Annotated in this window: 16 protein-coding genes; 2 read left to right on the plus strand and 14 right to left on the minus strand. The window is 40.0% G+C overall.

Annotated features, from left to right (window positions below; translation table 11 throughout):
• Window positions 1–18 precede the first annotated feature (18 nt).
• The 9 genes from B7E05_RS15435 to trmB form a co-directional block, all read right to left on the minus strand.
• A complete protein-coding gene (locus B7E05_RS15435) occupies window positions 19–753 on the minus strand; it encodes a maleate cis-trans isomerase family protein (protein ID WP_080875046.1) in 735 nt (244 codons plus the stop codon).
• A 191-nt stretch (window positions 754–944) separates the two neighbouring features.
• Window positions 945–2,246: an aminotransferase family protein gene (locus B7E05_RS15440; protein ID WP_080876330.1), complete on the minus strand. Its 1,302-nt coding sequence runs from the start codon at window positions 2,244–2,246 to the stop codon at window positions 945–947.
• Window positions 2,247–2,402: 156 nt separating this feature from the next.
• Complete coding sequence (locus B7E05_RS15445; RefSeq protein WP_425435098.1) at window positions 2,403–3,839, minus strand: aldehyde dehydrogenase family protein; 1,437 nt, start codon at window positions 3,837–3,839, stop codon at window positions 2,403–2,405.
• 4 nt (window positions 3,840–3,843) lie between these two features.
• A complete protein-coding gene (locus tag B7E05_RS15450; RefSeq protein ID WP_080875047.1) occupies window positions 3,844–5,067 on the minus strand; it encodes a M20 metallopeptidase family protein in 1,224 nt (407 codons plus the stop codon).
• 392 nt (window positions 5,068–5,459) lie between these two features.
• Window positions 5,460–7,151 (minus strand): PucR family transcriptional regulator, encoded by a 1,692-nt coding sequence (locus B7E05_RS15455; RefSeq protein WP_080875048.1) that lies wholly within the window; start codon window positions 7,149–7,151, stop codon window positions 5,460–5,462.
• 232 nt (window positions 7,152–7,383) lie between these two features.
• Window positions 7,384–8,613: a Zn-dependent hydrolase gene (locus B7E05_RS15460; protein ID WP_080875049.1), complete on the minus strand. Its 1,230-nt coding sequence runs from the start codon at window positions 8,611–8,613 to the stop codon at window positions 7,384–7,386.
• Window positions 8,614–8,632: 19 nt separating this feature from the next.
• Entirely contained in the window at window positions 8,633–9,820 is a 1,188-nt protein-coding gene (locus B7E05_RS15465) for a hypothetical protein (protein ID WP_080875050.1), read from the minus strand.
• A gap of 1,423 nt (window positions 9,821–11,243) precedes the next feature.
• Window positions 11,244–12,509, minus strand: a complete 1,266-nt coding sequence (gene uraA / locus B7E05_RS15475) for a uracil permease (protein WP_080876332.1) — start codon at window positions 12,507–12,509, stop codon at window positions 11,244–11,246.
• A gap of 373 nt (window positions 12,510–12,882) precedes the next feature.
• Window positions 12,883–13,518: a tRNA (guanosine(46)-N7)-methyltransferase TrmB gene (trmB, locus tag B7E05_RS15485; protein ID WP_080875053.1), complete on the minus strand. Its 636-nt coding sequence runs from the start codon at window positions 13,516–13,518 to the stop codon at window positions 12,883–12,885.
• Window positions 13,519–13,601: 83 nt separating this feature from the next.
• On the opposite strand from trmB, the gene B7E05_RS15490 reads away from it, so the two are divergent.
• Entirely contained in the window at window positions 13,602–13,889 is a 288-nt protein-coding gene (locus B7E05_RS15490) for a YtzH-like family protein (RefSeq protein WP_080875054.1), read from the plus strand.
• Window positions 13,890–13,905: 16 nt separating this feature from the next.
• Here the strand turns inward: B7E05_RS15490 and B7E05_RS15495 are convergent, their stop codons facing one another.
• The 5 genes from B7E05_RS15495 to B7E05_RS15515 all read right to left on the minus strand — a co-directional run bounded on the left by B7E05_RS15495 (window position 13,906) and on the right by B7E05_RS15515 (window position 19,124).
• A complete protein-coding gene (locus tag B7E05_RS15495) occupies window positions 13,906–14,724 on the minus strand; it encodes a phosphotransferase family protein (protein WP_080875055.1) in 819 nt (272 codons plus the stop codon).
• A 472-nt stretch (window positions 14,725–15,196) separates the two neighbouring features.
• The gene (locus tag B7E05_RS15500; RefSeq protein ID WP_080875056.1) at window positions 15,197–16,141 is read right to left on the minus strand and encodes a nuclease-related domain-containing protein; all 945 of its coding nucleotides are present in this window, start codon (window positions 16,139–16,141) and stop codon (window positions 15,197–15,199) included.
• A 46-nt stretch (window positions 16,142–16,187) separates the two neighbouring features.
• A complete protein-coding gene (gene thpR, locus B7E05_RS15505; protein WP_179134554.1) occupies window positions 16,188–16,757 on the minus strand; it encodes an RNA 2',3'-cyclic phosphodiesterase in 570 nt (189 codons plus the stop codon).
• 2 nt (window positions 16,758–16,759) lie between these two features.
• Window positions 16,760–17,494 carry a pseudouridine synthase gene (locus B7E05_RS15510; RefSeq protein WP_080875058.1) on the minus strand — a complete coding sequence of 245 codons (735 nt, stop codon included), beginning with the start codon at window positions 17,492–17,494 and terminating at the stop codon, window positions 16,760–16,762.
• 10 nt (window positions 17,495–17,504) lie between these two features.
• Window positions 17,505–19,124 (minus strand): putative polysaccharide biosynthesis protein, encoded by a 1,620-nt coding sequence (locus tag B7E05_RS15515; RefSeq protein WP_080875059.1) that lies wholly within the window; start codon window positions 19,122–19,124, stop codon window positions 17,505–17,507.
• Window positions 19,125–19,380: 256 nt separating this feature from the next.
• Here B7E05_RS15515 and B7E05_RS15520 point away from each other — a divergent pair, with 256 nt between their 5' ends.
• Complete coding sequence (locus B7E05_RS15520) at window positions 19,381–20,652, plus strand: BaiN/RdsA family NAD(P)/FAD-dependent oxidoreductase (RefSeq protein WP_080875060.1); 1,272 nt, start codon at window positions 19,381–19,383, stop codon at window positions 20,650–20,652.
• Window positions 20,653–20,748 lie beyond the last annotated feature (96 nt).

Raw genomic sequence — 20,748 nt, forward strand, 5'->3', positions numbered from 1 at the left:
TCAAAAATATATTCCTTATTAGCTTTCAAACAGCTGTCCAAAGTTTTTTATCTTGGCATTTACTTTACTCAATTTTAATGCATACCAAAAGGTCGCTTGATTAGAAGTAATGACCGGTTTTTGAAGGTCTTCTTCTAACATATGAATGATATTGGCTGCCGAAAGACCCGTACAGGAAAGGAATACTGCTTCTGCATCCTCTGTATTCACCTTCATAGCCATCTGATATATTGCATTGGTATCTAATGTTGAGATTTGGTAATCATTCGTTATACCTAAGCCTGTCATGTTGGTGATCTGCAAGTTACCATCCGTAAAATACTGATATGCCAAGTCATTGACATCTTTTTCATAAGGTGTCGCAATGGCTACTTTTTTGATATGAAGCGATTGAAGTGCTTCTAGAGCTGCATTCGCTGTCGTTGTACACGGAATATTAGCAACTGCTTCCATCTGATGAATAAATGCTTTGTCATACGCAAAACCATTTATAAAGCTTCCACTCGTACATCCAAAAGCAATGGAGCTTAACGGAGCTTGTGCAAGCAGTTTCGTTGCTGCTAGGGCGTCTTTGCCAAGCTTTGACAAATCGCTGACAGTAAATTGCTCTGGCTGCTCGCATAAAGCTATTCTTGTCGTGTGGGTTGTTACTCCTGGCGGCGCCATCTGGTTAAACTCTACTTCCATAGCGTAAGCGGAAGCAATGTAAATTAATCCTATTTTCGCTCTCCAGCCATAAGGGGCGGCTTCCAATGATATACGCTCTCCCATCTTTTATTTTAGAATTACAACACCTCACATCACGTATAAAGAAAAATATGATTGAGGAAAATTATACCTTACATTATAAAAATAGTCACCTATGAAAATAGTTCATTAGAAAATGTTATTCTATATGAGAAAAAACAGGGGAGCATAAAGGAACTCCACCTGTGTTTTTCATTCTAATTCACGGCCCGAATAGATTCATCAACAATGGTAATCATCTCATCCATTTGTTTTTTATTGATGACAAATGGTGGAGCAAATGCCAACGTATCTTGCCCATCATATACGACCGAACGGCAAATTAAACCTCTTTTTAATGCTTCGGCAACGATTTTAGGTCCAATTGGAGCCACATCCGCTGATTTTCTATCGATACTAATGGCACCTAATAAACCAATCCCTCTAACATCAATCACTTGCTTATTTTGTTCCTGGATCCATTTGAATCCTTTTAACATTTCATCTCCCATTCTATTTACGTTATCAATTAAGTTTTCATTTTTTATAGTCTCTAAGTTTTTTAATGCTACTGCAGCAGCTGTTGGATGACCACTGTACGTGTACCCATGCCAAAAGTTCCCCTCTGCCTTTTCATAAATTTCTTGATGCAGTTTCTCGGAAATAATCATTCCGCCAAGCGGAGCATAGCCACTTGTTACTCCTTTAGCCATTGTAATAATATCCGGTATAATTCCGAAATTCTCCATCCCGAAATGGGTTCCTGTTCTGCCAAACCCACAAATTACTTCATCAGAAATAAGCAAAATATGATGTTCATCACAGATTTTACGAACTTCTTCAAAATATCCGTCACTTGGTAAATTGACCCCGCCTGATCCCTGAACTGGTTCGGAGATAAACGCAGCAATGGAATCTGCCCCTTCTTTTTCAATAAGCTCTGTTAATGATTCGATTGTACTGTCTACATAATAAAAATCAGGAGCAATCGATTCTGTAAATGTATGGAACTCCGGGATTCCAGTAGCACTTGTAGAACCCATCGCCACTCCATGATAGGAGTTTTTTCTAGAAATAATTTTTTTCTTTTCAGGATGCCCTTTTATTTTCCAATAATGACGTACTGTTTTAAAGGCTGTGTCATTTGCTTCCGATCCACCAGAAGTAAAAAACGTTGCGTTTAAGTCACCTGGCGTCCATTTGGCAATCTCGGCTGCAAGCCGAATAGCCGGCTCGTGGCTCCAGTTGCTGAACGTCGATGTGAACGCCAGTTTTTCTATCTGTGCTTTCGCAGCCTCTCCAAGTTCCTTTCTGCCATGCCCGATGTTCACATTCCACAGGGATGATAAACTATCCATGAGTGTTCTGCCTTCAATATCTTTTAAATAAATGCCATCGCCTTCCGTAAAAATAAAGGACGGCCCTTCCTCCTGCAACTGTTTCATGTTAGACGTGGGATGGATAAAATGCTTTTTATCCAGTTCCGTCAATTCTTCTTGTAATGGATTCTTTTTTATCATTTGTTTCATTTTAAATTCCTCCTTGGAAACATGTTATTCTTACTCCTCAATCGATATAATAAGCAAAATATTTCTCAAAATAAGCAAGCACGTGTCACTTTAGTCCAGTTGATAATTGGTTATCCTGCAAATCACATTTTCAGTTCATGCAAACATTCATCCTAATTTAAAATGAACTACTTTGGGTTCTGTCATTTCTTGAATGGTGTATTTCACCCCTTCACGCCCTAAACCAGATCCTTTCACACCGCCAAAAGGCATGCTATCTATTCGATAATCACTGGTATCATTAACCATGACGCCTCCTACTTCCAATTGTTGAATGGCTTGAAAAGCGAGATGAATATCTTTTGTGAAAATGCCTGCTTGCAGCCCATAGTTTACTTGATTGGCTTTTTCAATGGCTTCCGTCAAATTTTCTACTTCAAAAAGAAGCACTACCGGACCAAAAATCTCTTCTGTTGCCATTTTTGCATCCGCCGCTACATTCATTAATACCGTTGGGGTATAAAATGCACCGTTCCTTTTTCCGCCAGTGAGTAAAATGGCATTTTCCTCCAGCTCCTCATGAACCCACTCCTCAACGCGAATCGCTTCTCTTTCTGAAATCAATGGTCCCATATCTGTCGTTTCATCTTTTTTATTACCTGTTTTATATTTCTTAGTCTCCTTCACAAATTTGCGAACAAATTCATCGAATACAGAAGTTTCAATAAATATACGTTGAACTCCGATGCAATTTTGACCAACTGCTCCAAAAGCCCCCGCCACGCAGCTGCTTACTGCATCATCTATATGGGCATCTTGCAAAACAATGGCGGGGGAATTAGATCCTAATTCCATACTCAATTTTTTCAGCCCAGCTTTTTTAGCAATTTTCTCTCCCGTTTCCACTCCGCCAGTAAAAGACACCATGCGAATAGAAGGATGAGTCACGAGGATATCGCCGATTTCACTGCCACTGCCCGTTACAACAGAAAGTACTTTCTCCGGTAAACCAGCAGCTTCAAATGCTTCAGCCAATAAAAGCCCGCTTAATGGTGTCAGCGATGCAGGTTTTACGATGATTGCATTCCCGGACGCAATCGCAGGTCCCACTTTATGAGCCACTAAATTAAGTGGATCATTAAATGGCGTAATAGCAGCAACTATGCCAATGGGAAAACGATAATAATAGCCAACGCGGTTCTCATGGCCGGGCATTTGGTCAAATGAAATCGTTTCTCCAATAATTCTTCTAGCTTCTTCTGCTGACAGTCTGAGGGTATTGATACACCGAACAACTTCCCCTCTTGCTTCCGTGATGGTTTTACTTCCTTCCCTCGCAATTGTTTCCGCAAACATAGCCTGATGTTCTTCCACATAGTCTGCCGCTTTGTTAATAATGGATATGCGTTCGTGGACAGGCATATTTTCAGCAATTTTTGCACCTTCTTCTGCTGCTTCAATGGCTATCAATATATCCGCTTCAGAAGCTTTTGGTACGGTAGTAATGACTGCATTATCCTGTGGATCATACACATGGATTACTTCATCCTTTTCTACCCACCTTCCTCCAAGAAACATCTTTTTTCTTTTTTCGGTTAGCATCATGTTCTCACGCACCTTTCTCTATAGAATGTCTTTTTAAAGGTTGATGTAATTCTTCATGATTGAAGAACTTATTAACCGTTGCCACCAAAATATCTGTGCCAAGCGGCAAACATCTTTCATCCAAATCAAAAATGGGTGTATGCAAATCCCGATGCAAACCATCCGCTAAGGAACAGCCGAGAAAAAACATTGCCCCCGGTATTTGTTCCGTCATATAACCAAAGTCTTCTCCGCCCATTCCAAATGGGCCCCAATGAATCTGCATATTTGGATATAGTTTACGAATGGCCCCTTCAATCAGCGTATTGATTTCTATATGATTATTTAAAGCCGGCTCTCCCTCTTTTAATTCAAATTCAAAAGAGCCGCCGAATGTTTCCACTACCCTGAAAATATTTTTTACTTCTGTCGCCAGTTTTTCCCTTGTTTCTGGTGCATAAGATCGCAACGTACCTTCTATATGAACTTCAGAAGGAATGACATTGCTGACGCTGCCAGCCTCTATTTTCCCAATACTTGCGGCAACAACATCCAGAGGAGAAATCCTTCTTCCTACCGTTCCATAAAATGATTGTAAAACAAAACCAAGCATCCATAATGGATCCTTAGCCAAATGCGGATAACCGCCATGCCCTCCTGTTCCTCGGATTGTCGCTTCAAAGACATCTACATTTGCCATGCTAAAACCATTATTCATTTGAACGGTGCCAACAGGATGCCACGGGCAAACATGAAGCGCAATAATTGCATCCACATCTTGGATCGCCCCGGCTTGAATCATATAAGGCGCACCGGAAAGTCCATGTTTGTCTGTACTCTCCTCCGCAGGCTGAAAGATAAATTTCACCGTGCCGGTTAATTGCCCTTCCCGGAATTGTTCCGCTAATATATGAACAGCACCTAAGAGCATTGCTGTATGGGCATCGTGTCCACATGCATGCATGACGCCATCGTGCTTAGACACAAAGGAATGATGGTTCTTCTCTTGAATTGGCAATGCATCCATATCCGCTCTGAGCGCAATCGTCGGCCCCTCTCCTGTCGTTAATGTTGCTACAACACCGTTACCTCCTATTTTTCTTTCCACCAAAACATTTTCTATCTTGAATAGTTCTGCAGCAACAAACTGTGCTGTCTCCGTTTCTTCAAAGCTCAATTCCGGATGTTCGTGTAAGTGTCTACGCCATAAGATTAACTTTTCAAACAAAGATGCAGCTTTTATGTCCATAGCACATCCCCCTTTTTCTCTAAAGACGCTTTATTTGTATGAAATGCAGATTTGACACATTTCCTGCAATTCCATCGTATTTCCTGAACATTTCTAATTTCATTGAAAGCGCAAACATTTTTATTCATTATGAAAGTGGCTTTTTATTTTCTTTTCAGAAACCGCATATCTTTATTTCCTCCATTAATAATCATAAAAACTAACTTTCATCTCATTATACGATTTCCTCTGCAAAAGAAACAATTGCGATATTGTATGAACTTTTCCGTAATCTTTCTATACAAATTGTATGAATCCTTATTTTTTACATCATTTTTGAACCTCGTCTATTGTTTCCCTTCCCTTCATTTCCTTCACCATTTGGCACTTGCAGCGCATACAAAAAACCTCAGCTATTCACCAAGGTTTTGTAAAGAATTTCTTTCTCTATCTTTTTTTAAGGTGCCAGTCAACCATACTTTGATACTGATTTTCAATAAAAAAACATCATCCGGATTATCCAGAGACAAATTGGTCAGGCTTTCAATTTTTCGTAATCGATACAGTAAAGACTGACGGTGTAAATTCAGGACTCGGGAAGCTTGGCTCACATTCCCATTTTGATTGTCATACGCTATAAACGTATCGATTAAGTTCATCTCTCTTTTTTCTTGATATTCTATCAGCGGCGCTATGGTCGATAATGTAATATCCTTTACTTCAGCATTGTTGGCAAGATGCAATAATAAACGGTTCAGCTGTGTATCTTCAAAATTAATTCTCTCGCCCGGACTGTTTAGCTTTAAACCGATATCTAATGCAGAATGCGCTTTTTTATAGCTTTGATAAAATTCCATCCTTCCATCTTTGTGCATGCCGATTCCCCAAGTAAAAAGCATCCCGGATATTAACATATTCAATCGTTTATCTACTACATTTAAAAATTGATGAACGGTGCTCTGTGTATCACCTTGCGCTTCCAAGAAAATAATAAGCTGATCATTGTCAAAAGTAAACGCAACTTGTTTATTGACAATCGATGCAGCATATCTAACTTCCTCTTCAATATAATAAATAATACTTTTAAAACCAAAGTCTGTTCCATTAAATTGCTCTCTTGTTAAGTCACCCAAATTTTCTGAATAACCAACCATACATATATAGGGAACATGTAAATTGTACCCAAATAATGTCGCGCGTGATTGAACATTTTTATCCAAACTTTTGTCCGGGGTTTTAGCTAACCCCCAAATAAACTCATTGCGCAATCGAATCTCTGTCCTGACAATAGCATCTTCCCGGGAAATCCATAAAGCTACAGCTGCCGAAAGACTTTCCAGCACTTGTAACATATGATGATTCAGAAACGTATGATCTTCTACGAGAATAATAAAATAACCGTCCACTAAATCATCCGATTGAGCCGCAATGTCTTTCTTCAGTAAATAACCATCTTTATAAGGCATTTTTTGAACTTGACGGTAGACAGATTCATCGATGTCCATTTCTTCTTTCACTTCGAAATCATTCCATAATTGAATGATTTCTTCTGGATTTTCTTTAGAAGATTTCAGGCGTCCTTTTCTATCTGCAAAAATAATAACACAATGCAATTCACGTTCCACATACAGGAGAATATCCTTTAAGTCTTTACCTTGAATCACAAAATCAATCAACATCTTTTGAATGTGTATGGCATTTTGAGAAAACTGCTCCTGCCTCAAATTGATTTCTTTCATGGTTTCCCTTTGAATATCAGCAAACCTTAATTCCCAGGGCAATTCAATTAAAATAAATTCATTTTCTTCTGCAAAACGGATGATTTCTGCTGGTATATCAAAAATGTATCGACCAATAGCTATTGCTAATGCCGATGCACCTGATTCATATACATCTTTAACAAATTGGAAAAGTAATGTAGGATCCCCTGCACAGCCCATACCAGTTGTTAGAACAAACTCCTGTTTCCGGACAAAATTTTCTACGGGGCTTTCGATGACAGCCGTCCAGTCAACTTGTCTTTTGTCTAAAAACGCCTTACCAGCTTTTATGTTAGCAATATTAAAAATGTGGAGATTCACTATTTCTTTCACTGTACAAGCCATTTTTCCCCCTCCATTTCATTCTTGATATACAGCAACAACGTGATTTCATCTGTTATACTATCCATATTTTATCATGTAGTGAATAATGAATACTAGCTATATTTAGTTTGGAGTTAATGACACATGAACACGAGGAACCCAATTATAATACGGTTCTTTCTGTAAAGAGCTTCCTGCTGCACTTGCCCCGTGAAAATCGTTAAAACAAAAAAATCCCAGTGCTAAATGAGCACTAGGATTCCTCTGTTAGTTTTAATGCCGTTTCATATAATACATCGATACCAGCAGCAAGTTCATGTATTGCTGTCCATTCTTCCGGACAATGACTGAGCCCGTCTTTACTAGGAACAAAAATTAAGCCGACATCCGTGATGTCAGAAAGAACCATCGCATCATGGCCTGCTCCGCTGTGCATATTGGTGTACGAAGTTCCAAGCTGTTCAGCAGATGTTTTCAGCAGCGACCGAATATCCTGATCCAGCTCCTTAGGCTGCATGTACAAGGATTGTTCTACGGTAGCCTGCACCCCATCCGATTCATAAGCACGAATGACATCTTTTACTTTTTGTACGACATTTTTGATATGTGTTTCTTTACTGGAACGAATATCAACAGAGAAAACAACTTTATCCGGAATAACATTCGCTCCATTCGGAAATACCTGATGTCTTCCTACTGTTGTCACCGTTCCTTCGCCTTCTTCTATGGCAATCTGCGGAAGTTTTCCGATGATATTCGCAGCTGCCACTAAAGCATCCGAGCGCCGGTCCATCGGAGTTGTACCAGCATGTCCTGCTTTCCCGCTAATCGTTACTTCCAGCTGTGTCAGCCCGACAATCGATTCGACAACGCCAACAGAAAGTTGCTCCTCTTCTAAGATAGGACCCTGTTCAATATGCATTTCTAAAAATGCTTTGATGGTTTCCGGATCCCGTTTCACTTCTAAGGAAGGATCTAAACCAATTTGTTTCATCGCTTCCGGAACCGAAATACCGTCCTTATCTTTCAACTGCTCGAGATCCTCCTTGTGAAGATAGCCGACAATTCCTCTGGAACCCATCAAACCGCCGCCAAATCTGGAACCTTCCTCCTCAATCATCGCAATAATCTCTAATGGATAAGCAGGTTTCACTTTGTTTTCCTGAAATAAGGCAGCAATTTCTAAACCGGCTATCACACCGGCTGGTCCATCATAATCTCCACCATGCGGAACACTATCAAAATGGGAACCTACAATCACACTCGGTGCCCCTTTTTTCTCACCTTCCAATTTTCCAAAAATATTACCGAGACCATCCTCCCGTACTTCTAATCCATAAGCTTTCATCTGGGATTTGATATAATTACGGGCTTGTAAATCTTCTTTGCTGTAAGTTAACCGGGTTGTCCCCTCATTCGGTGTCGCGGTATATTCACTTAACGTTTTAATATGTTTTTCAATTCTTTCCTGATTCGATTTCATCCTGTCATGCCTCCCCTTTTTATAATAAGTTAACGAATAGTCCTGCCAATACGACCGATACAATCGTGACGGTCACAAACCCTCCGACCAGCATCGGCGGTAGCATATGACTCGTTAATACTTCTCTTTCCTCTGGATCCTTTGTTAAGGAGTTGATTACCTCATTGGTAATTACATAGTCTGCCGGGAAACCGTAAAAAGCAGTTAATGAAATCGCATATGCCATTGTTTTGCTGACTTTGAACAGCTTTCCAACAATAAATGAGAAAATATACATCCCGATAACAGCCAACAGAATACTCCCTATTAATAAGTATACAATATCAAGCATCATCGTTGGTGTTGCATTTCGCAATCCATCTAGAATATATAGCATTAACCCTAACATCGCAAAGCCAAAACCATTTGCTTTTTGCAGTGCCTGTTTTTCCAAAAATCCGACGCTTCTGCCAATAACACCGAACACGAGACAAAGCACCATCGGACTGACAGATACGATTGGTTCGAGCCAGGCAGAAACCTGGTAAGCAAGAAAACCCGCTACTGCCAATCGGAAAAAGATGAAATAACTGGTGTTATATTGTTCTGGAAGGTTTCTAAATAATTTCGCACCCTCATCTTCTTTCATTGTTGTTTGGGCTGGTGTTTCTGCTGCTTTTAATTCGCCGCTGCGCATTTTACCCAATAGCTGTTTCCCTTCTTTTTTCAACATGATGGAAGTTAACGGATAACCAGCAAAACCTTGCATCACATAAATCACAATTGCAAAAACAGATAAGCTGGCAAGCCCTGCGTCTGCCGCACCTTCTGACATTATCAAAGAAGATACCAACCCACCCACTAATGGAGGAATAGCAACAACCATTGATTGAAAACCAAAAATCAACGTACCAAAGCTAAGCAAAAAGACCACTACGCCTAAAATACCGCCAATAGCAATTAATATGGTACGCCATTGCTGCTTCAACTCCTGTAAAGATAAGAGTGTGCCCATATTGACAATTAATAAGTACATAAGTGCCGTAGCAACGACAGGAGGAATTCCTGCAATTTCAACAATATCTTGCGGGAAAAAAGTCCAATATCCCGCTAAAAATAGTACTGCACAGACAAAAATCGAGGGCACCCAAGCTTTTGTTTTCGCAGCAACGACATCTCCAATATATAAAATTAATACAATAAGAACTAATGCAAGCATCTGCGCCATGTTCATTCATCCTTTCTTAATAAAGTTGTGTTATTCCTGATGTCAGCAAGCTAAAAGGTAATGAACATTCTTACCATTAAAGACAATCAAAACCAGATGAAATAATCAAAAATTTCTGCAGATATGATATTTGTTATTTATTTTTTATTCCCGCATTTTTCAGATTATTTATTGTTGCTTACTTGGAACGGTGGTTATCCATAAAATATCAATTTTTTTAATATATTCATTACAATTTTGAAAAAAATTCATGCTCGCAGTAAAAAAAGATAATCATTTAGCTATAGCACAGACTTCGTTTCAAAACATGTAATGAATAAGTCATTGTCGAATCATGAGCTTGTTTGCTACGGGTATACAAAAATAAATATATTATTTTGGAGATAATCGACATGTTATCACCAAACAGACAGCGCGTCAATATAATTTTAACTCGCTCCCTGCTTGATATGGCGCACTTTTATCATCATGTCGTCTATCAAAAACGACTGCACTGCGTATGATATCGCTTTCCATATATTAGTGAAAGATGAATAAAAAAAGAAAACTGCTGCTCTTCTTTAGCTTTCCCTCTCAAGGACAACTTTCCAAGCACAGTTTTCTTTTTTTATCTTAATTTTTATTTTTACTCCTCTTTCGTTCTTTAAAAAGTGACTTCCTTCCATAAGAACAGGGGTTGATTGTTTCTTCCTTACAGCTGTTGACAAAGATTCGAAGGTAAAGTGTAAGGCGACCGCTACGGCGGACCGTTTTGCTTTCCGACGTACAGGACGTACTAGTGCAGACGTTGCAACAGGACGTTGCGACTTTAGTCTGCCTAGGGGTACGCTCTTCAGCTAACTTTTGCCAAGAAGAGCACTTGGCAAAAGTGGATCTTCAGATGGTGCTAATCCCTCAGGAGTCAAAACGGTCCGCCTCCGCTAGTAAGTTATTCTATACATGAAAAAACAACTCACCAAATAGATGTTTAATCAAATAGAATATATTTTCGAGCTGCATGGTAAAATGTTCCGCCAAGATTACTTTCTGTACATAGAAGCGATTCCCTGTATTTCACATCCATACTGTCATGATTGGGTTGTTCAGACGAAAGATGCTATTTCCTTCAGCCTATTAAAATGTTATTTTTTTCATTCGCTGGAGAATTCTATCAGAGCGCAGGCCAACCACGGAGACTCCTATGGGAACAGGGCGAGCTGAAGATCCACTTGAAAAGCGGTTTTCTTTTCAAGTTAGCTGAAGCCGTCCCCATGGAAAGCGGAGTGGTTGGCCGGAGCGGAGCTATACAGCCTATCCTGTTCAACAAATCCAAGGGTGATTTTAACGAAAAGTAAGCAGGATAATAGAGATTATGTTCATCCTAGAACAACAGCCAGGGTTATATGCTTATTCTTTAGGTACAAAAGTTGAGTGTTTTATTTATTTAGTCTTCTTCATTGGATAAATGTAATATATCCAATAGTTTAAAGAACAAGCTGATGATAATGGCTACAATCGTTGCCAATCCCATTCCTGTCAGCTCTACGGACCCCAGTTCGATGCTGGCTCCGCTGACGCCGATGGCTAATACAACACAGGTCAGAATTAAATTTTGTGATTTATTGTAATCAACCTGCTGCTCTACAAGCATACGCAAACCGCTTACCGCGATAATACCAAACAGCAGTAAAGAGATACCGCCCATAACTGGCGTCGGTATGGAAGAAATTAATGCAGCCAACTTCCCACAGAAGGAAAGAAGAACCGCTAATATCGCAGCACCGCCGATAACCCATGTAGAATATACTTTGGTAATCGCAAGAACACCAATATTTTCACCATATGTCGTGTTTGGTGTCGATCCGAAAAAGCTGGAAAGCATCGTGGAGATACCATTACCGAATAAGGAACGATCCAAACCAGGATCCTTTATCATGTCTTTCTTTGCGATATTCCCTGTCACTACTAAGTGGCCAATATGCTCCGGCACAAGGACAAGGGCTGCCGGCAGGATAATCAAAATATCAGACCAGTTAAATTCAATTTGATAATAAGTAGGCAGCTGAATCCAGGCTGCTTCACGAACTGCGTCAAATTCAACAATGCCAAACAATGCCGCAATGATATAACCAGTCACAATTCCAAGCAGTATCGGAATAATTTTTAAAAATCCTCTTAAAGTCACCCAATAAATAATCGTTGCGCCTAATGTCAGTAAAGAGATGATTATTGCCGTCATATCTCTCGGGGCATCAGCTGTCGGCAATAATCCAGCCATATCCGCAGCTGTTGGTACCAGCTCAAGGCCGATAACGGCAACAATGGCTCCCATGGCTGCAGGCGGAAAAATCACATCAATCCAGCTTGTACCAGCAAATTTGACAATCACGCCAATGAGCGTTAAAACAAAACCAACAACGAAGAAACCACCTAACGCAGCACCGTAGCCTCCTCCTTCTGTCAGAACCATTGTAACAGGCGAAATAAACGCAAAACTAGACCCTAAATATCCCGGAATTTTCCCTTTTGTAATAAAGATATATAATAGCGTTCCGAAACCATTCATCATTAAAATAGTAGCCGGGTCTACATCAAATAAAAGCGGTACTAAAACCGTGGAGCCGAACATCGCAAATAAATGCTGCAAGCTTAAAGGCAAGCTTTGTAATAGTGGCGGCCGTTCATGTACTTGAATTTCTCTTGATTTCATGGATACCTGTTCCCTTCTATGCATATATGATTTTTGTTTCATCAAAAAACACCTTACCAGTCCCGGCGGGAAAGGTAAGGTGTCAGAATATACAAAGGAACCAAGTCTTTTCAAACAGGGTGGATTCAAAAATGGATGAAAGGAGGATGCATGCCGATGCTTCTTTCTTCTCTCCCTTTTTCAAATACCTTTTTGAAAAGACATGTTTATTTTTGTTTTATCCGAGTGACCTTACCAGCCTCACAGGACCAGATTAAAGGTTCATTACATACGTTCACATTCTTTTATATTATGACAAAAAAAGATAGGAACTGTCAATCGCTTATTTTAGAATAAACCGGAATTGTCCCCCTTTAACAAACAACGAACATATTTAAAAGGTGGCTTTACAACGATAGATAACGTGTCCCAGCGAAGCAAACTTTTCTTCATATTCTGTCTTCACATTGGCTGCATCCTCTATAGCGTGCAAATCTAAATTTACTTCTTTCAGCTTCATCCCATATTCAGAAAAGCTAACCAGCGAATACTCAAACAATCCGCGATTATCCGTTTTAAGAACGATTTGTCCCTTATCAGATAAAATATCCTGATACTGTTCCAAAAAATGCTTGAACGTTAATCGGCGCTTCTCATGACGATTTTTTGGCCAAGGGTCAGAGAAATTCAAATAAATTTCTCCAATTTCATTTTCTGCAAATAATGTGCGAATATCATTGGCGTCCACATTCAACAGACGTACATTATTGACTTCTGCTGCATCTACTTTTTGAACAGCGGAGACAATAATGCTTTTGGCAACTTCGATACCGATAAAGTTAACATCCGGATACTGTTGTGCCATTCCGGTAATAAATTGTCCTTTTCCTGATCCGATTTCGACGTGCACAGGATTGTCATTGCCAAATACTTCTTTCCACTTGCCTTTATGTATCGTTGGATTTTCTAACACAATATGATCTTTTTCCTTTAAATAATCGTCTGCCCAAGGTTTATGTCTTTGTCTCATGTCTATTTCCTCACTTTTATGACGTTATGATGATGTGAATAATAATTGCTTATCCGTTTAAACTATCCTCAGGAATGAGGTGAATGCAAGTGCAACTATCTTTACAAAACAAGCTGCAATTACTCTGTGACATTTTGGACGAACATCAATCCGGTTCCTGCGTGTCACTTAATGAACATGCCCAATTGGAACGTCTCGCTGCTTCCCTATTAGCGCATGAAAATTTATCTGGTCAAGATATCCAAAACGTCCTGACAAATATTCAACAATATGGTAAGGACGGGACCGCTGCATCTGATTTATCCATGCATATTGATAACCACCAGGAACAGTTTTCGCATTGGATTAACACCGTCCAGCAAAACCTGTAACGGATATCTCCGTGTTTCAAGATACGATAAAATCTTTAATAGACCGGTTAATTTCCTGCAATTCATTTAATCTTTGCTGGACTTTCCCACGTTCATTGCGGTCAAAGTGCCAGCATAAGAATTGCAGGTTATCTTGCAGAAGATACCAGTACATACGAATAAACCATTGTCTGTCCGGCTCTATTCCGTAATTGATAAGCCACTCTTTCCAGTCTTCCTTTGGAATATACCATTTTAAGAGCATACCAATATCCGTTGCAGGATCAGCAATGGTTGCATTATCCCAATCAATTAAATAAATGATGTTTTCATTTGTTAAAATTAAATTGTTATGATTCATATCGCAATGACATACTGCCAGGTTTTGATTTCTGGTATAAGGAAGCATAAGTTCCAATAAACCGAGTGCTTCCTCTACTGCTTCTTGGTCATACATCAACCCGTTATCTTCTAACTGTAAACAAAGCGCAGAAAAACTCTCATCCGAAGTTGTCGGTTTTTTCCCCATTTTCAGCAGCATGTGCATTAATTCCGAGGAATGATGTATTTTATATAACAAATCAGCTACAGCTTGCTGCTTCATTTCTTCTTCATTCAAGGAACGTCCTTCCAGCCATTCTTGAGCGGTAATCACATCACCATTTTCTATCCGCTTTGTCCAAATTAGCTTTGGTACAATTCCTTCTGCAGAAAGTACCGCTAAGAAAGGGGACGTATTCCGTTTCAAAAACAGCCGCTTTCCATTTTTTTCAGCTATAAACGCCTCGCCTGTCAAACCACCGGCAGGTCTGACAAGCCATCCTGTACCTAAAGCATGTTCGAGCCAGTTAATCATAATGTCTTCCCATCTTTCAAAATTAGCATTCAAGGATCATCCGAAAAATCTTTATTTATCGCAGTGTAACTGGCTGTAAAACTCCCACTTCAAGAATAAAGGAACATCAAAAATTCTAAGCAGGAGATGGGGCAGCCAGTAACGACCCTATTCGTTCAACGAATAGGCCGTTCCTGCTTTTCATCTGTATTGCAACAACAATAATCAGACAGCCAAGCAGTCCTATTCTTTTTTCGATAAGTAATATGATTCTTTTAATATGTTAAGTCTTTATTGTAACGAGAAATGATTAAAATTACAATATCTACGTGAATGGTCCATTCTATATTAATGTAAAATGAAATCTCAATCAATCTGTTTTTTTACATGTATTGCAGGATAAATGATTTTTTTGCTTCTCAGCTTGAAAGCGTCGAATATCCTTGAAAAGCCAGTGGATAGCGGGATAGGCATGGAATAGGAACCTATCCGTTTATTCCTGTTCCCATTCCGGTCTTGGAAAAGAATAGGATAAGCTGTTTCTTAACAATGATTCCGACACAGTAAGCTGCCTTTTTTTCAGTGGTAAATGAACGGAACGCTTTTCTTTAAACCAATCCGGAAAAGCAAGTTTATCAATAATTTCCGTTTGATATGGTGCAGTAGCATAGAGTATCCGATTCGTTCTGGAGATGACCGTTTTTTTTATAGGAATATCGATATTTTCTTCTTTCAAAAAGCTCCTAATCCATTTTTCCGAACGCTTTAAAGAAAGTAAGGGATTAATCATCCGGTCCGGTGCTTCATCCTCTCGGGTCGTGATCGTCCACGTACGTTCATCTCCGGCCATAATAACTTCATCCGTATCTAATTCAACAAACGACAAAATCTCTATGCCAATTGGTGTAATAACGATAATATCCGTTTCAACCGCAGCTTGTTTCACTTCAAAGATGGGACGGTACATAATCAGAAATGTGTCTGGAAAACGTTGCAGCAAAAAACGTAATAAAGGATCCTTATAATACTTGGAATCCACGACAGAGACTTGTGAAACCGTGGAGGACGCCCATTTCATCTGTATTTCCAATAAACGATCCAGAAACACTTTTTTTAAATCTTCTTCGGTACCAGGGAGCGTTGCCAGCGGTTTGTTTCGTTTGACGACATGCTCATCCGGTGTCAGGTCTTCCACCACAACCGGAGACTTGATAAAGCGTTGTTTCCACTTTTGAAAAAGCGTGTTCTTTTCCTTCTCCTCTACTGCTTCCGTCTCTTCTTTTTCTTCTTGCAGATCTGCCTGCAGAGACGGGTCTTTCCACTCCGCATAAAACTGTTCCCATTGTTCTTTCTTTTGTCGGATATATTGTGTAGGGTAGCGATATGTATCCCATTCATACCTTGAAATATAATCCTGTAGCTTGATTAATTGTGCCATCAGCCCTTTTCTCTCCTCTTTCCCCTAAAAAATGTACAACCCCAGCTTATTCCTTTTCCCGTAAAGGAAAACGTTGAACAACCTCATATTTTGGATTGGAGGCAGGGTGTACTTTATATAGTTGAATCGCATCCACATCGAATGATTCATCTAAGGCAGACATATCTGCTAGAATGTCATTCCAACAATGTTCAGATAGCTCTTTCCGCTGATCTGCCCATTTTTTAGCAATCGTAATATGTGGGGTGTACCCTCTCTTTTCTCGTTTGTAGCCGATTGTTTCACAGATTTGCACGACTTGTTCCTGCATGTCATGTAATAGCGGATGATGCTCCATCCCCAGCCATATCACTCTTGGCTGCTTTTTATTGCCAAACGTTTTTAGTTCCGTTCTTTTTAAAGCAAACGATGGGCAGGCTGTGATGGATGAAAGTTTTCTCTGAAGCATTTCAATGGATTGTTCATCCACCTCTCCCAGGAAAACCAGTGTTATATGAAAATCGTACCTATGTGTCCACTGTTTATATGGCAGATACTTTTTTAATATTGTCTGCCATGCTGCCAGTTGCTTTGCTAACTCCGGCTGCACTGGAATACCTATAAAATAATGGGACATCATTAAATCTCCTTATTTGTCAAATGGAAACAAGCTGTGATCTCTTCCTCTGTTAACGGCCGGTAAGCTCCCCGGGGCAATTGACTGTCCAACGTCAGCCCTCCCATTTGGTATCGTTTTAAATAGGTTACTTTACAGTGAACCGCTTCAAACATCCGTTTAACCTGATGAAACTTTCCTTCAGTGATTTCAATTTGCACTTCCGACACACCAGGCTCTTCTTCTGCAGTTAATACCTCCAGCTTAGCAGGTTTAGTCAAGTAACCATCGTCCAACGTCACACCCTCCGCAAATTGCTGAATAACATCTGCCGGTAACTCTCCCTGCACGTTAGCACGGTATACTTTCGGTACTTCCTTATTCGGCGAAGTCAGCTGATGGGCTAAGTCCCCATCATTGGTAATTAATAATAACCCTTCTGTATCTTTATCCAGCCGTCCTACCGGAAAAGGCTGGAAATGCCGATCCTGTTCCGACAATAAGTCAATCACCGTTTTATCTTTCGCATCCGTTGTAGCTGACACAACTCCCTGCGGCTTATGAAGCATGACGTAAATATATTTTTGATAAATAACAGGTTCCCCGTCCACGCGCACGCTATCCGTATCCGGGTTGACCTTTACAGAACTGTCTTTGATGATTTCTCCATTCAACGTCACTTTTTTAGCCTTTAATAATGCCTTCACTTCTTTCCGGCTGCCAACACCCATATTGGCTAATAATTTATCCAGTCGCATGTAATACTCCTTATCCTCTGCGTTTTAACCGATTTAATCCCGGTATATTTCCTTGGAAAATATGATCTAACAAGGTTGATTTATACGCTAAAAACAGATAGAACAGTCCACCTGCAGATACACCGGTTATAAGCATAATAATGGTTGCCCAGCGCTCTTCCTGAAATGGCAGGAAGAAACTGAACCCAAATTTTAATACAGCAATTACAAAACACATCATTCCTGTGAAAATGAGGATGAGAATTGTTCGCTTCACCGTTTGTTTATAAGAAAAATCAGCACTTCTTCTTATGCGGATTAAATTAAGCAACACAGCAATCCCTGCTGCCAGCGCCGTACCTAAAATAGCCCCTTTTCCACCGAACATATGAATAAACTGGCTGTTAAATAATATTTTGACCAACAAGCCCGCTAATAAACTGATAACCGCATAATTTTGCTGATCGAGTCCCTGCAGCATTCCTGCTGTCACGGTAATCAACCCAAACAACAAGGCCACTGGAGCATATAAGGCCATTAACGTCCCTGTAACCTCAATGTCTTCCAACGTAAACAATGAACCGAAAATTTCATCAGAAAGGATGGCAATTCCCGCAGATGCTGGGATGACAAATACCATGATAACTTGCAGAGCCTGATTGATCAGTTTTGTATAAGTCGTTTGATCGTTCTGTGTAAAAGCATTCGTTAAGGATGGCAGCATCGCCATGGATAATCCTGTAGCGATGGTCATCGGGATAATGATGATTTTATGTCCTAAGTTATTAATAACCGCTATTTCGGTCTCCCATAAAGCTTCTCTGCCACTGGCAACCATGGCCGGTTGAAAGGTAAACTGGTCGACAAACTGGTATAACGGAATCGCTAAACCGACGATAACGAACGGACCAGCATAACGGAATAATTCCTTAAATAAATCGATTGTACGTAAATCATGTGTTGATTGCTGCATAGCAATTTTCTTATCAATAAACGGCTTTCGTTTTCTCCAATACCAGAAAAGAACCAAACAGGATGCCAAAGCACCGATTAAAGCGGCAAACGCAGCAAAACCAACTGCTAATGTAATTGATCCATTGAAATAATTAACAATAATATAGGAACCGGCTAAAATAGCGATAACACGTACAATTTGTTCAATTGTTTGTGAGATAGCAGTCGGCCCCATGGATTGATTCCCTTGAAAAAAGCCCCGGACAATACTCATTGCCGGAATGACAATTAACGCAAAGCTGACCATCCGGATCACAAAAGCAATATCATCAGAGGTAATCGATCCACTTTCTCCTTTAATTTGCTGTGACCCAATCAAATCAGCAGATAAAAACATAACAAGAAAAGCAACCGTACCCGTAACAAGCATTAATGCACTGCCGGCACGAAACATCCGCATGCCAACTTGATAATCCCCTAAAGCATTATATTTAGACACAAACTTCGACACGGCTGCAGGGATTCCAACAGTGGATAAGCTGATAAAAATACTATAGGGTGTATACGCATATACAAACAGCGCATTCCCAGCCGTACCAACGATAGCAAAAAACGGTATAACAAAAATCATTCCTAAAAACCTGGACAGGAACGACGCCCCTGATAGCAGCATCGTTCCTCGTAGCATATTTGACATTGTAACTTACTCACCTACAATTAGATTAATAAAATAGATTGCTTTATTTTAGCACTTCCTTTTAATTTTAGCATACTTTTTGTCTGCTTTCTTTGATTTCATTTGCTGAATTTCGACAAATCATTTCCTATAGCATAAATGCCCGTTATTTCCCTTTTTAGATAAAGAAAAAATAGATAAGGTTGCTTTTTATCAAGATTGTACATTTTTTTAGAACATGCTACGATACGGAAGGAATAGAAAGGAATGAGAATTCTTGAATTATGATGTTATCGTTATTGGCGGAGGACCTTCTGGATTAATGGCAGCCATATCTGCGGCGGAGCACGGAGGTAAAACGCTGCTTGTTGAAAAAGGAAAGAAGCTTGGCAAGAAATTAGCCATCTCCGGTGGCGGCCGCTGTAATGTTACGAACCGTTTACCGCAAGAGGAAGTAATCAAACACATTCCCGGTAATGGTAAATTTTTATATAGTCCGTTTTCAGTATTTAATAATTATGACATTATTGATTATTTTGAAGGCCTTGGCATTGCTTTGAAAGAAGAAGATCACGGCAGAATGTTTCCTGCGTCCAATAAATCCATGGACGTGGTCAATGCGTTGATTCAGCAATTAGAAGAACAAGGCGTTACCGTTAAAATGAACACGCGCGTAGCCGCTTTAGAATACGGAGAAGAGATGCACACGGTACACATAGAAGAAGAAGCCCCGGTGACAGCAGCGTCCATTGTTATTGCTGCCGGCGGAAAAGCTGTACCGCATACCGGCTCAACAGGGGATGCTTATCCATGGGCTAAAACAGCCGGCCATACGGTAACGACACTGTATCCAACCGAAGTGGCGCTTACTTCGAAGGAAGCTTTTATTAAGGATAAGAAGCTTCAAGGTCTGTCTTTACGGGATATTCGTTTAAGCGTTCTGAACAAACGCGGGAAACCAATTATCACCCACCAGATGGATATGATTTTCACGCATTTCGGTATTTCCGGACCTGCTGTTTTACGCTGTTCCCAGTTCGTTGTTAAAGAGCTGATGCGTGGCAGAGATGCCGTTGAAATGCACCTTGATATTTTACCGGAAATAACAGAAGACGATTTATTAACACAAATTAAGGATATTCTTGCAGACAATCCTAAAAAAGCGTTTAAAAACGCCGTCAAAGGAATTATTCCCGAACGCCTGCTTGACTATTTCATGGAGAAACATGCTATCGGTGCCGAACAAAAATGCGCTAATATCTCGAAAAGCACCACCCTTTCCTTCGTGAAAGATATCAAAAACTTTTCCTTCCTGGTACATGGCAGCCTTCCAATGGAAAAGGCATTTGTGACCGGTGGAGGTATTTCGATTAAAGAAATTGTTCCTAACACGATGAAATCCAAAATCATGCATGGATTATATTTTTGCGGAGAAGTTTTAGATATCCACGGCTACACCGGCGGATATAACATCACCTCTGCCCTTGTTACCGGAAGAATCGCCGGCATGAATGCAGCATTAGACGCAACAGCACACACTGCCAATTAATCCCTTTCATAATTTATTTTCTTATGGAAAGAATAAGTTTGTCTAAGCTGGCCATCTATATGATTGTCCAGCAGCTAATAACATCCTTTTCACACT

Source organism: Oceanobacillus timonensis (genome assembly GCF_900166635.1).
Lineage (GTDB): Bacteria > Bacillota > Bacilli > Bacillales > Amphibacillaceae > Oceanobacillus > Oceanobacillus timonensis.